Source organism: Psychromonas algicola (genome assembly GCF_004378355.1).
Taxonomy (GTDB): domain Bacteria; phylum Pseudomonadota; class Gammaproteobacteria; order Enterobacterales; family Psychromonadaceae; genus Psychromonas.
Genome location: NZ_SNUB01000049.1, coordinates 1 through 12,829 on the forward strand (window position 1 = coordinate 1; position 12,829 = coordinate 12,829).

The following is a 12,829-nucleotide window of genomic DNA, read 5'->3' on the forward strand; positions in this document are numbered from 1 at the left end:
ACAAGTAGGACTTTGATTTTTTTGAAATCACATCAACAATAAGTGCTCACACAGATTGTTTGATTAAATTGTTAAAGAGCGTGCCTTTCGGCTAGGCGGCGTATACTACGCGCCTTTCGAACAAAGTCAAAGTCTTTTTGCTTTTTTATTTATTGAGATAAACATCTTTCTAAATAATCACTTACGTCTTTAGTTTTGTTCTCAGACGGTAACAGTAACTTGCGTTAGCTGCTGTGTCTGTGGGGTCGCATTATAGGGATTGAGATCACATTGGCAAGCGTTTATTTACGTTTTTTATCAAAATTAATCTGAATGATTATTTAGCGAACAAAGTGTGCTTTTTTCATACTAATTTCTAACGATATTAGTGATTATATCCAGTTATAATGTTTTTTATTTTTGTAACGTTATTTTTATCTATATATAGAGAGTAAACAATTTAATGAATATTGAAATTTTAGTTGGTAGTACTTTAGGTGGAACAGAATATGTTGCAGAAGCGATTCAACCTTATTTAGAAGAGGTTGGTATGACTTCTACTATTCATTTCAATCCAGATTTAAATTCACTATCTATTGAAGATGAGCAAATATGGTTAATTTGTTTGTCTACGCATGGTGCTGGTGATTATCCAGAAAACTTTAAAGCCTTTGTTGAGCAAATCAAACAAACGACAGGCAGTTTATCTAAATTATCTTTTGGCTTAATTGGTATTGGTGACTCTAATTACGATACTTTTTGTTTTGCTGCAAAACGCTTCGATGAGTTACTACTAGAGAAAGAAGCAACAAGATTAGGTGATGTTTTTAATATAGATGTCGTTAATTCCCCTATTCCTGAAGATCGTTTAGTCGACTGGATCCCATTATGGATAAAAGATCTAAGTAATTTAGCTATTTAATTTCTAAGTTACCCACAAGTTTCTGTGCATAAATCATTTATAAGTATTGAATTACTTTGGAGTAATCACCTTATAACAATGTGCATAAATTGGGTTGTTGATAAGTGATGATTCTATACGCAAATTGATCTCAACAAGATCCCTTATTATGCACACGATCGGATCTCTTTTAAGATCCTGATCTTTAACCGTTTAAATGTGTTTTGCACAGAAATTCAATTACTTAATAAGTATAGTAATAAAAGATCTTTAAAGATCTATATATAATACTAATACTATTGTTTTTCTAAATTGGGTCTTGTTCCTTTCCTTTATTTTTTAAAAGGGTAAAATCCATTTTTAATTTTATAAAGCTGTATTTGGAATATTATGATTTACCATGAACAATTTGACGTTATCGTTATAGGCGGTGGCCACGCAGGAACCGAAGCCGCTGCTGCACCTGCTAGAATGGGGTTAAAAACGCTATTACTAACTCATAACATTGAAACTTTAGGTCAAATGTCATGTAACCCTGCCATTGGTGGGATTGGTAAAGGACATCTTGTTAAAGAGATCGATGCACTAGGTGGTTTAATGGCATCTGCAATCGATAAAGGTGGTATTCAATTTAGAACACTTAATTCAAGTAAAGGCCCAGCTGTTCGAGCTACCCGAGCACAGGCTGATCGTCTTTTATATAAAGCGGCTATTCGTGAAAAACTAGAAAACCAAGAAAATTTAAAAATATTCCAACAAGAAGTTGAAGATCTTATTATTGAAAATGATCGCGTTGTTGGTGTTATAACTAAGATGGGCGTACGTTTCTCGGCTAAAACTGTTGTTTTAACAGTAGGTACTTTCTTAAATGGTTTGATCCATATTGGAATGAAAAACTACAGTGGCGGTCGTGCTGGCGATCCTGCTTCAATTACTTTATCTGATCGTTTAAAAGAAATGCCTTTACGTATGGGACGTTTAAAAACGGGGACTCCTGCTCGTATTGATGCACGTAGTATCGATTTTTCAGCTTTAGAAGTTCAACATGGTGACGATCCTACGCCTGTTTTTTCTTTCTTAGGAAGTCGTAGTGAACATCCTCGTCAAATTCCTTGTTATATTACGCATACCAATGAAAAAACCCATGACATTATCCGAGCTAACTTAGATCGTAGCCCTATGTATTCTGGTGTTATCGAAGGTGTTGGGCCACGCTATTGCCCTTCTATTGAAGATAAAATCATGCGTTTTGCAGATAAAAATTCACATCAGATCTTTGTTGAACCTGAAGGTTTAACAACACACGAAGTTTATCCGAACGGGATATCTACCAGTCTGCCTTTTGATGTACAGCTTCAATTTATTCAATCTATGAAAGGATTTGAGAATGCTTTTGTTACTCGTCCTGGTTATGCCATTGAATATGATTATTTTGATCCACGAGACCTTAAGTCAACGTTAGAAAGTAAATATATTGATGGTTTATTTTTTGCTGGTCAAATCAATGGTACTACAGGTTATGAAGAAGCTGGCGCTCAAGGTTTATTAGCAGGTATGAATGCAGGCTTACAAGTACAAGATAAAGAAGGGTGGAGTCCTCGTCGTGATCAAGCATATATGGGCGTACTCGTTGATGATTTATCTACATTAGGTACAAAAGAACCTTATCGTATGTTTACGAGTCGTGCTGAATATCGTTTATTGCTTCGTGAAGACAATGCCGATACACGTTTAACAGAAAAAGGCAGAGAACTTGGTTTAGTTGATGACTTCCGCTGGGAAGCTTATAGTAAAAAACAAGAACTTGTTGAAACGGAATGCCAACGTTTAAAAAATCAATGGATCAATCCTAATTCTATTAATGCAGATAAAATTAATGAATTATTGAAAAAACCAATGATGCGTGAAAGTACATTAGAAGCAATGATTCGACGTCCTGAAGTAAGTTATGAATCGCTTATGAAGGTTGAAGGTTTAGGTCCTGCTATTAGTGATCCTATTGCTGCTGAACAAGTTGAAATTAGAATTAAATATCAAGGTTATATTGATCGTCAGTTAGATGAAATTGAAAAGTTAAAACGTCATGAAAACACGTCTTTACCTGTTGATCTCGATTATTCTGAGATCAAAGGGTTATCTAATGAAGTGACTGCTAAGTTAAATGAACTTAAACCTGAAAGCATTGGTCAAGCATCAAGAGTTTCTGGAATTACACCTGCTGCTATTTCTATTCTATTGATACATTTAAAGAAAAGCGGCGTTCGTCGTAAGGCGGGTTAATGAGTTTACGATCTGAATTAGATGGACTTTTAGCGCAAACTGATTTAAATATTACTAATGAGCAAGCTTCACAATTGGTTCAATTAGTTGAATTATTGGTAAAGTGGAATAAAGCTTATAACCTGACATCTGTCCGAGATCCATCACAAATGCTTGTCAAACATATCATGGACAGTATAGTTGTATCTCCTCATTTAGAGGGAAATAGCTTCATTGATGTTGGGACTGGCCCTGGTTTACCTGGGTTACCATTAGCGATTTTAAATCCAGATAAACATTTCGTACTATTAGATAGTTTAGGGAAGCGTTTACGTTTTATTCGCCAAGCTATATTAAGTTTAGGACTTAAAAACGTTGAAATTGTTCAAAGTCGTGTTGAAGAATATAAACCTGAAATAGGGTTTGATTGTGTATTAAGCCGTGCCTTTGCTTCATTAGAAGATATGTTATCTTGGTGTCACCATTTACCAAATGAAGATGGGCATTTTTTAGCTCTTAAAGGGCAATATCCTGAATCTGAGATACTTAATTTAGATTCTAAATTCAAATTTATTGAGTCTGTTACCTTACAAGTCCCACAATTAGATGGTGAACGCTGTTTAGTGAAAGTTAAGCGTGTATCGTAATTAACTCCAGTATAACGAGGTAGGTGTTTGTGGGTAAAATAATAGCAATTGCAAATCAAAAAGGGGGCGTTGGTAAAACAACGACCTGTATTAATTTAGCTGCCTCTATGGCTGCAACAAAACGCAAAGTTCTTATTATCGATCTCGATCCCCAAGGTAACGCAACCATGGGAAGCGGAGTTGATAAATATGAAGTTGCTCATACCGCATATGATCTCTTAATTGATGAATTACCGCTATCCGAAGTGGTTGTAACAGAAACAAGTGGCGGCTTTCATTTAGTTGCTGCTAATAGTGATGTGACTGCTGCTGAAGTTAAGTTAATGAATTTATTTTCTCGTGAAACACGTTTAAGAGCCGCATTAGAAGGCGTTAAAGATCAGTATGATTATATCTTTATCGACTGCCCTCCTTCTCTAAATATGTTAACTGTTAATGCAATGACTGCGGCTGATTCAGTATTAGTACCTATGCAATGTGAATACTATGCATTAGAAGGGTTAACTGCATTAATAGATACAATTAGTAAACTTGTTTCTGTGGTTAATGAAGATCTGAAAGTTGAAGGGATTTTACGTACTATGTATGACCCTAGAAACAGATTATCAATGGATGTTTCTGATCAACTTAAAAAGCATTTTGGTGATAAAGTTTATCGCACCATCATTCCTCGTAATATTCGTCTTGCTGAAGCGCCTAGTTTTGGTAAGCCTGTAATGTATTACGATAAACTTTCAACGGGTTCAAAAGCTTATTTATCGCTAGCCGGTGAAATGTTAAGACGAGAAGAACAAATTATTACCAGCGATCAGGAAGTTATTTAATATGGTAAGTAAAAAAAGAGGTTTAGGTAAGGGACTTGATTCATTATTAAGTAGCAGTACTGTTACACGTAACAAACAAGTTTCTCATGATATTTCTGCAGAAAAAACGCAGCAACTTGTTGATAATGAACAAGGAGCACTTGCAGACATTCACGTTAACCAACTTCAAGTTGGTAAATATCAACCTCGAAGAGATATGTCTTCTGAAGCATTACAAGAATTAGCTAATTCCATTCATGCTCAAGGTATTATTCAACCTATTGTTGTTCGTGAGATCGGACATCAAAAATATGAAATTATTGCTGGTGAACGTCGTTGGCGTGCCGCAAAAATAGTTGGTTTAGATTACATCCCCTGTTTGATTAAAAACGTTGAAGATGATGCTGCAATTGCGATTGCGCTAATAGAAAATATTCAACGTGAAAATCTAAATGCGATGGAAGAAGCAATCGCGCTTAAACGCATTGTTGATGAATTTGAACTGACCCACCAAGAAGTCGCAAAAGCGGTAGGTAAGTCACGTACAGCGGTGAGTAATTTACTGCGCCTTAATAATCTTAATAACGATGTTCAAATATTATTAGAGCATGGAGATATTGAGATGGGGCACGCTCGTGCTTTATTAGTTTGCAATGGAGAATTGCAATCAGAGCTTGCAAAAATTGTGGTTAGTAAAGCATTAACCGTTAGAGAAACCGAGAAGTTAGTCAAACAGTCTCAAACTCCCAAAAAAGAAAAAGAAAATCCTCCATATTGTGCAAAAACTGAGTCATTTGTAACAGTTTTAGAAAATAAATTCGGATTTAAAGTCACAGCTAAAAACACTAAAAATGGTGCGGGTAAATTGGTTATAGATTACGCTTCTGTGAAAGATTTAGATGCATTGATCACATTAATCGAAAATAACTAAGTATAAATTATTATTTTAAGCTGTTTATTTTTAATTGAATTAGATTATTTATCTATTTGTCATATTTATTGTTAATAAAAAGATGATTTCCTGCCCGATTGCTTCAGTTGCATCAATTGCATTGACATTTTTTGTCGGTATAATTCGGCGGATGTTTTAATCTGGGTCAATAAAGTAGCGGATTAATGATGCTTTAATGTCACATATTCAAAAGTTTAAGGGAATCAAGTGGTTGATAAACTAGCAAAAAAAAGTCAGAAATCAGGGCTGAAATTGATGGTTTTTCAATTGTTAATTGTATTAACAATAGCATTGATTTCAACAGTGTTTTTTTCAGTTAAATCTGGTTACTCAGCTTTAGCAGGAGGAGTCACTTTTTTGCTTCCTAATATTGTTTTTGTTTTGATGGCTTTTGCACATGCAGGCGCTAGACAAACTAAGAAAGTACTTAGGGGGTTTTACGCAGGAGAGGCTATCAAACTATTTTTAACTGTTATTTTGTTTGTGGTTTTCTTGAAATATATACCGTTGGTACTTACCGCGTTTTATATTTCATTTGTACTACTTGTATTATCGCAGTGGTTAGCACCTTTCTTTTTTTATAACAACGATGGGATAAAACATGTCTAGTCATGTAGAAGAAACATCATCAAGCTATATCCAACATCATTTAACAAACCTTACGTGGAGTGTTGATGGTGGTTGGAATGCTCATGATGCTGGATTTTGGACTTTTCACGTCGATTCTTTACTGGTAGCAGTAGGTCTCGGTGTATTATTTCTTTGGTTGTTTCGTAGTGTTGCAAAAAAATCAACAGTAGGTGTACCTGGTAAGTTACAGTGTTTCATTGAAATGGTGATTGATTTTGTAGATGAGAATGTAAAAGATACGTTTCATGGCAAAAATGCTTTGATCGCACCTTTAGCATTGACTATTTTTGTTTGGGTTTTCTTAATGAACCTAATGGATTTAGTCCCTGTTGATTTTATACCTCACGCGGCGAAACTTGCTGGAGTTGATTATCTTAAAGTTGTACCTACTACTGATTTAAACGTTACGCTTGGTATGTCATTAAGTGTTTTCGCTTTAATCATTTATTACACTGTCAAAGTAAAAGGTTTTGGTGGGTTCGTTAAAGAGCTGACTATGCAACCGTTTAATCATTGGGCATTTATTCCTGTAAACTTCCTACTTGAAGCTGTAACGCTATTAGCGAAACCTGTTTCATTAGGTTTACGTTTATTCGGAAATTTATATGCCGGTGAATTAATCTTTATCTTGATAGCATTACTGGGTTACTGGCAACTACCACTTTATTTCCCGTGGGCCGTATTCCATATTTTAATTATTGTTCTACAAGCTTTCATATTCATGATGTTAACCATCGTATACTTGAGTATGGCGCACGAAGATCATTAATAAAGTTAGGTATGACATTAATTTTTACTTTTTAAGTAATTACTTTTTAAACATAAAACAATTTATTTTATTTGGAGAATTTTCATGGAAACAGTATTAGGTTTTACTGCAATCGCTGTAGCACTTCTAATTGGTCTAGGTGCTGCTGGTACAGCTATCGGTTTTGGTATTTTAGGTGGTAAATTCCTAGAAGGTGCTGCACGTCAACCTGAAATGGCACCTATGCTACAAGTTAAAATGTTCATCGTTGCAGGTCTTATCGATGCAATCGCAATGATCGGTGTTGGTATTGCATTATTCTTCACATTTGCAAACCCATTTGTAGCTCAACTAGCGGGCTAATAACGGATCCTAATTAACTTTATAATTACTAAGGAGCTGTTATGAATATTAATGCAACCCTAATTGGCCAAGCTATCGCATTTGCGATATTTGTTTGGTTCTGCATGAAGTACGTGTGGCCACCACTTTTAGATGCAATTGAAACGCGTCAAAAGAAAATTGCTGATGGTTTAACACAAGCTGAGCGTGCAGGAAAAGATCTTGAACTTGCGCAAGCTAAAGCAGCTGAAAAGCTGAAAGAAGCTAAAGCACAAGCGGCAGAGATTATCGATCAAGCTAATAAGCGTCGTACACAAATTGTTGAAGAAGCTAAAGGTGAAGCTGAAATTGAGCGTAATAAAATTATTGCTCAAGGTGAAGCGGAAGTTGAAGCTGAACGTAACCGTGCTCGTGAAGAGTTACGTCAACAAGTTGCTACGTTAGCTATTGCGGGTGCTGAGAAAATCATTAAGCGTTCTATTGATAAAGAAGCGAATAGCGACATTATTAATAAATTAGTTGCTGAACTATAAGGGAGCGAAGTTATGTCTGAATTGACTACTGTAGCTCGTCCTTATGCAAGAGCCGCTTTTGAATTTGCAGTGAGTAATAACAATATCGATGCTTGGTCTACGATGTTGTCTTTTGTTACAGAAGTTGCACAAGATGCAACGATGGCAAAAATATTAACTCGCGATAAAGCACCACAAGAGTTAGCTGAATTATTCCTTAATATCTGCGCTGATCAACTCGATGAGAATGGTCAAAACTTTATTAAAGTATTAGCTGAAAATGGACGTTTGAGTGTTTTGCCTCGCGTTGCCCAGCTTTTTGCTGAATTAGAAACTGAGTACAATAAAGAGGTCGACGCTGATGTTGTCTCTGCTTATGCTCTTACTAAAACACAGCAAAATGAGTTGAGTAAATCGCTAGAAAAACGTCTCGCACGAAAAGTAAACCTAAATTGTAGTATTGATAAGACTTTAATTGCCGGAATGGTAATTACTGCAGGTGATTTAGTGATTGATAGCACTGCTAGCGGTCAACTAACTCGTTTATCACATACTTTACAATCATAATGGGAAGTTAGCATGCAACTGAATTCCACTGAAATTAGCGATCTTATCAAGCAACGAATTGGAAAATTCGAAGCGGTAAGCGAAGCGCGAAATGAAGGTACAATCGTTTCTGTAAGCGATGGTATTATTCGCATCAACGGCCTTGCTGAATGTATGCAAGGTGAGATGATCGAACTACCAAATGGTAGCTTTGCTATGGCACTTAACCTTGAGCGTGACTCGGTAGGTGCTGTTGTAATGGGACCTTACCGTGACCTTAAAGAAGGTGAAAAGGTAAAATCAACTGGTCGTATTCTTGAAGTACCAGTAGGTAAAGGTCTTCTTGGTCGTGTTGTAAACACTATGGGTGAGCCGATTGATGGAAAAGGACCTATCGAAAACGATGGTTTCTCTCCTATTGAAGTAATTGCACCTGGTGTAATCGATCGTAAATCAGTTGATCAACCTGTACAAACAGGTTGGAAATCAATCGATTCAATGATTCCAATCGGTCGTGGTCAACGTGAACTTATCATCGGTGACCGTCAAGTAGGTAAAACTGCTATTGCAATCGATGCAATCATTAACCAAAAATCAACAGGTTTATACTCAATCTATGTAGCGATTGGCCAAAAGGCATCAACAATTGCTAACGTGGTACGTAAACTTGAAGAGCACGGCGCATTAGAAAACACTATCGTTGTTGTTGCCTCTGCTTCTGAAGCAGCTGCACTACAATACCTAGCACCATATGCTGGTTGTTCAATGGGTGAATACTTCCGTGATCGCGGTGAAGATGCACTGATTGTATATGATGACCTTTCTAAGCAAGCTGTTGCTTACCGTCAAATTTCACTATTGCTTAAACGTCCACCTGGCCGTGAAGCATACCCTGGTGACGTTTTCTACCTTCACTCACGTCTTCTAGAGCGAGCTTCTCGTGTAAGCGAGCACTACGTTGAGACATTCACTAAAGGTGAAGTGAAAGGTAAAACTGGTTCATTAACAGCATTACCAATCATCGAAACACAAGCGGGCGATGTATCTGCATTCGTACCAACTAACGTAATTTCTATTACTGATGGTCAGATATTCTTAACGACTGAACTATTTAATAATGGTGTACGTCCAGCTGTTGATCCAGGTATCTCTGTATCACGTGTTGGTGGTGCTGCTCAGTGTAAAGTGATTAAAAAGCTTTCAGGTGGTATCCGTACCGCGCTAGCGCAATACCGTGAATTAGCGGCGTTTGCACAGTTTGCATCAGATTTAGATGAAGCAACTCGTAAACAGCTTGACCATGGTAAAAAAGTAACTGAATTAATGAAGCAGAAACAATATGCTCCAATGTCAGTGACTGAACAAGCGTTATCACTATTTGCTGCAGAGAAAGGCTTCTTAAATGATGTCGATGTTGAAAAAGTCCTAGACTTTGAAGCGTCATTAATCTCTTACGCTAAAAATGAGCATGCTGAGTTCTATGCTCAAATTAATGAAACTGGTGATTACAGCAAAGAAATCGAAGGACAATTCAAGTCTATCTTGGAATCTTTCGTTGCGACGCAAACCTGGTAATTAATTAGCGACGAAAGTCGTTAGTTAAGCATTAATTAGGAGTTAGAAATGGCCGGCGATAAAGAAATTAGAAATAAGATCGCGAGTGTAAAAAACACTCAAAAGATCACTGGTGCGATGGAAATGGTAGCTGCATCTAAGATGCGTCGTGCGCAACAGCGCATGGAAGGTAGCCTTTCGTACGCAACTACTATGCGCAAAGTGATCGGTCATATCGCACTAGGTAACTTGGAATACCACCACCCTTATCTCGAAGAAAGAGAAATTAAGCGTGTTGGTTATATTGTCATTTCAAGTGATCGTGGTTTATGTGGAGGTTTAAACATTAATTTGTTTAAACCGGTTATCAAAGAAATGCAAGCACACAGCGAAGCTGGTGTTGAAGTTGATTTAGCCGTTGTCGGTTCTAAAGCAGCAGGTTTCTTTGGTGGTATAGGCGCTAACATCGTTGCTCGAGCTACGTCTCTGGGTGATGCACCTGAAATCGATGATTTGATCGGTTCGGTAAAAGTAATGTTAGATGCTTACGATGCAGGACAACTTGATCGCTTATACATAGTGAACAATAAATTCATTAGTACCATGGTACAAGACCCTACAATTAGTCAGTTATTACCACTGCCAAAAGCAGAAGGTGATGAAGAAGTCGCTACCAAACACTGGGACTACATTTACGAAGGTGATGCTAAAGATATTTTAGATTCATTACTCGTTCGTTATGTTGAATCTCAAGTGTATCAAGCGGTAGTAGAAAACTTAGCGTGTGAACAAGTTTCACGTATGGTTGCAATGAAAGCTGCAACTGATAACGCAAGTGACTTAATTGATGATTTACAACTTGTTGCCAATAAAGCACGTCAAGCTGCAATTACTCAGGAGCTTTCTGAGATTTGTGGTGGTGCGGCTGCGGTATAATTTTAAATATAAGATTTTAGAGGATCAGAAATGAGTTCAGGTAAAATCGTACAGATTATCGGTGCTGTTGTGGATGTTGAATTTCCACAAGAAAGCGTACCGAATATATACAGTGCACTGATCGTGACTGAGAAAAACCTTACAATGGAAGTGCAGCAACAAATTGGCGGCGGCGTTGTACGTTGTATCGCTATGGGTGCTTCTGAAGGTTTAAGTCGTGGTTTAGAAGTTACTGATACTAAACATGCAATCACAGTACCTGTTGGTACGGCTACATTAGGCCGTATTATGAATGTATTGGGTGAGCCGATTGATGAATGTGGTGAAGTTCCTGCTACAGAGCATTATGAAATTCATCGTGCTGCGCCTTCTTATGAAGAGCAGTCTGCATCAACAGAAACCCTAGAAGTTGGTATTAAAGTTATCGACTTAATCTGCCCATTCGCTAAAGGTGGTAAAATCGGTCTATTCGGTGGTGCAGGTGTTGGTAAAACAGTAAACATGATGGAGCTTATCAATAACATCGCACTTAAACATTCAGGTTTGTCTGTTTTTGCTGGTGTTGGTGAGCGTACTCGTGAAGGTAACGATTTCTACCATGAAATGCAGGAAGCTGGCGTTGTAAACGTTGAAAATCCTGAATTATCAAAAGTAGCAATGGTTTACGGTCAAATGAATGAGCCACCAGGAAACCGTTTACGTGTTGCCCTAACTGGCTTAACAATGGCTGAACGTTTCCGTGATGAAGGTAAAGACGTTTTACTATTCATCGATAACATCTACCGTTATACACTAGCCGGAACTGAAGTATCAGCTCTACTAGGCCGTATGCCTTCAGCCGTTGGTTACCAACCAACACTTGCTGAAGAAATGGGTGTTTTACAAGAGCGTATTACCTCTACTAAAGTCGGTTCGATTACTTCTATCCAAGCGGTATACGTACCTGCGGATGATTTAACGGATCCATCGCCTGCAACAACCTTTGCTCACTTAGACGCAACAGTTGTACTTAACCGTAATATCGCATCTATGGGTCTATACCCAGCGATTGACCCGTTAGATTCAACTTCTCGTCAACTTGACCCATTAGTTGTAGGTCAAGAGCACTATGACGTAGCACGTGGCGTACAAGGCATCTTACAGCGTTATAAAGAGCTAAAAGATATCATCGCAATTCTTGGTATGGATGAGCTTTCTGAAGAAGATAAGCAAATTGTATCTCGTGCTCGTAAAGTTGAGAAGTTCCTTACTCAGCCTTACCACGTAGCTGAAGTATTTACTGGTGAACCAGGTATTTATGTACCACTTAAAGACACATTAGCTGGCTTTAAAGGTTTAATCGCTGGTGATTACGACGACATTCCTGAGCAAGCGTTCCTATACGTAGGTGCAATTGAAGAAGCTGTCGAAAACGCTAAAAAAATGTAACAGCTGGAGGTTACTATGGCTAAAGCAATGACCACAAATTTAGATGTTGTAAGTGCTGAAAAATCTCTGTTCTCAGGGCTTGTTTCACACTTGTCGGTATCTGGTCAAGAAGGTGAGCTAGGCATTATGCATGGCCACACGCCATTACTTACACCAATCAAACCAGGAATGGTGCAGTTGGTTAAGCAAGATGGTAGCGAAGAAGTCATTTATATTTCAGGCGGTTTTCTTGAAGTACAGCCAGGTGGCGTAACAGTGTTAGCAGATACTGCAATTCGCGGTCAAGATCTTGACCAAGCGAAAGCAGAAGAAGCAAAACGCGCTGCTGAAGCAAAAATGTCAAATCCTAATAAGGATGTTGACTTTGCACTTGTAACCGCTCAGCTTGCGCAAGCAGTTGCACAGTTACGTGCTATTAAGTTAACTCGTAAGTAAATATTAAACTTTCGTATTAAAAAGGCGACCTTCGGGTCTAATGCCTGTCAGTTAAGAACTGATGGGCATTTTTTTACCTTTTCTTTCTGCGTATCTTTTGGGTCTCGCTTTAACCATTCTTGGGTAACTTCTCTCTCGCCGTTCAGGCAAAACAAAT

Annotated in this window: 14 protein-coding genes; all 14 read left to right on the top strand. The window is 37.7% G+C overall.

Features of this window, described 5'->3' with window-relative positions:
* Positions 1-442 precede the first annotated feature (442 nt).
* The gene (gene mioC / locus E2R67_RS15845) at positions 443-901 is read left to right on the top strand and encodes an FMN-binding protein MioC (protein WP_134291923.1); all 459 of its coding nucleotides are present in this window, start codon (positions 443-445) and stop codon (positions 899-901) included.
* Positions 902-1,270: 369 nt separating this feature from the next.
* Complete coding sequence (mnmG, locus tag E2R67_RS15850) at positions 1,271-3,160, top strand: tRNA uridine-5-carboxymethylaminomethyl(34) synthesis enzyme MnmG (protein WP_134291924.1); 1,890 nt, start codon at positions 1,271-1,273, stop codon at positions 3,158-3,160.
* Complete coding sequence (rsmG, locus tag E2R67_RS15855; RefSeq protein ID WP_134291925.1) at positions 3,160-3,786, top strand: 16S rRNA (guanine(527)-N(7))-methyltransferase RsmG; 627 nt, start codon at positions 3,160-3,162, stop codon at positions 3,784-3,786. Before mnmG ends, rsmG begins: the two co-directional genes overlap by 1 nt.
* 29 nt (positions 3,787-3,815) lie before the next feature.
* Entirely contained in the window at positions 3,816-4,610 is a 795-nt protein-coding gene (locus E2R67_RS15860; protein WP_134291926.1) for a ParA family protein, read from the top strand.
* 1 nt (position 4,611) lies between these two features.
* The gene (locus E2R67_RS15865; RefSeq protein WP_134291927.1) at positions 4,612-5,520 is read left to right on the top strand and encodes a ParB/RepB/Spo0J family partition protein; all 909 of its coding nucleotides are present in this window, start codon (positions 4,612-4,614) and stop codon (positions 5,518-5,520) included.
* Positions 5,521-5,748: 228 nt separating this feature from the next.
* Entirely contained in the window at positions 5,749-6,150 is a 402-nt protein-coding gene (locus E2R67_RS15870; RefSeq protein WP_134291928.1) for an ATP synthase subunit I, read from the top strand.
* Positions 6,143-6,940, top strand: a complete 798-nt coding sequence (gene atpB / locus E2R67_RS15875) for a F0F1 ATP synthase subunit A (protein ID WP_134291929.1) — start codon at positions 6,143-6,145, stop codon at positions 6,938-6,940. Before E2R67_RS15870 ends, atpB begins: the two co-directional genes overlap by 8 nt.
* 84 nt (positions 6,941-7,024) lie before the next feature.
* Positions 7,025-7,282, top strand: coding sequence for a F0F1 ATP synthase subunit C (gene atpE / locus E2R67_RS15880; protein ID WP_025565310.1), 258 nt, complete (start codon positions 7,025-7,027; stop codon positions 7,280-7,282).
* A 41-nt stretch (positions 7,283-7,323) separates the two neighbouring features.
* Entirely contained in the window at positions 7,324-7,794 is a 471-nt protein-coding gene (gene atpF, locus E2R67_RS15885) for a F0F1 ATP synthase subunit B (RefSeq protein WP_134291930.1), read from the top strand.
* Between the two features lie 12 nt (positions 7,795-7,806).
* A complete protein-coding gene (gene atpH / locus E2R67_RS15890) occupies positions 7,807-8,340 on the top strand; it encodes a F0F1 ATP synthase subunit delta (RefSeq protein WP_134291931.1) in 534 nt (177 codons plus the stop codon).
* Between the two features lie 12 nt (positions 8,341-8,352).
* A complete protein-coding gene (atpA, locus tag E2R67_RS15895; RefSeq protein ID WP_134291932.1) occupies positions 8,353-9,894 on the top strand; it encodes a F0F1 ATP synthase subunit alpha in 1,542 nt (513 codons plus the stop codon).
* A 48-nt stretch (positions 9,895-9,942) separates the two neighbouring features.
* Positions 9,943-10,809 carry a F0F1 ATP synthase subunit gamma gene (atpG, locus tag E2R67_RS15900; protein ID WP_134291933.1) on the top strand — a complete coding sequence of 289 codons (867 nt, stop codon included), beginning with the start codon at positions 9,943-9,945 and terminating at the stop codon, positions 10,807-10,809.
* A gap of 30 nt (positions 10,810-10,839) precedes the next feature.
* Complete coding sequence (gene atpD, locus E2R67_RS15905; RefSeq protein WP_134291934.1) at positions 10,840-12,237, top strand: F0F1 ATP synthase subunit beta; 1,398 nt, start codon at positions 10,840-10,842, stop codon at positions 12,235-12,237.
* 15 nt (positions 12,238-12,252) lie between these two features.
* Positions 12,253-12,672, top strand: coding sequence for a F0F1 ATP synthase subunit epsilon (locus E2R67_RS15910; protein ID WP_134291935.1), 420 nt, complete (start codon positions 12,253-12,255; stop codon positions 12,670-12,672).
* The last annotated feature ends 157 nt before the right edge of the window (positions 12,673-12,829 follow it).

Excerpts from the sequence above, each read along its gene's own strand:
- mioC (WP_134291923.1), top strand. The coding sequence starts at position 443 with ATGAATATTGAAATTTTAGTTGGTAGTACTTTAGGTGGAACAGAATAT.
- mnmG (WP_134291924.1), top strand. The coding sequence starts at position 1,271 with ATGATTTACCATGAACAATTTGACGTTATCGTTATAGGCGGTGGCCAC.
- rsmG (WP_134291925.1), top strand. The coding sequence starts at position 3,160 with ATGAGTTTACGATCTGAATTAGATGGACTTTTAGCGCAAACTGATTTA.
- E2R67_RS15865 (WP_134291927.1), top strand. The coding sequence starts at position 4,612 with ATGGTAAGTAAAAAAAGAGGTTTAGGTAAGGGACTTGATTCATTATTA.
- atpB (WP_134291929.1), top strand. The coding sequence starts at position 6,143 with ATGTCTAGTCATGTAGAAGAAACATCATCAAGCTATATCCAACATCAT.
- atpE (WP_025565310.1), top strand. The coding sequence starts at position 7,025 with ATGGAAACAGTATTAGGTTTTACTGCAATCGCTGTAGCACTTCTAATT.
- atpF (WP_134291930.1), top strand. The coding sequence starts at position 7,324 with ATGAATATTAATGCAACCCTAATTGGCCAAGCTATCGCATTTGCGATA.
- atpH (WP_134291931.1), top strand. The coding sequence starts at position 7,807 with ATGTCTGAATTGACTACTGTAGCTCGTCCTTATGCAAGAGCCGCTTTT.
- atpA (WP_134291932.1), top strand. The coding sequence starts at position 8,353 with ATGCAACTGAATTCCACTGAAATTAGCGATCTTATCAAGCAACGAATT.
- atpG (WP_134291933.1), top strand. The coding sequence starts at position 9,943 with ATGGCCGGCGATAAAGAAATTAGAAATAAGATCGCGAGTGTAAAAAAC.
- atpD (WP_134291934.1), top strand. The coding sequence starts at position 10,840 with ATGAGTTCAGGTAAAATCGTACAGATTATCGGTGCTGTTGTGGATGTT.
- E2R67_RS15910 (WP_134291935.1), top strand. The coding sequence starts at position 12,253 with ATGGCTAAAGCAATGACCACAAATTTAGATGTTGTAAGTGCTGAAAAA.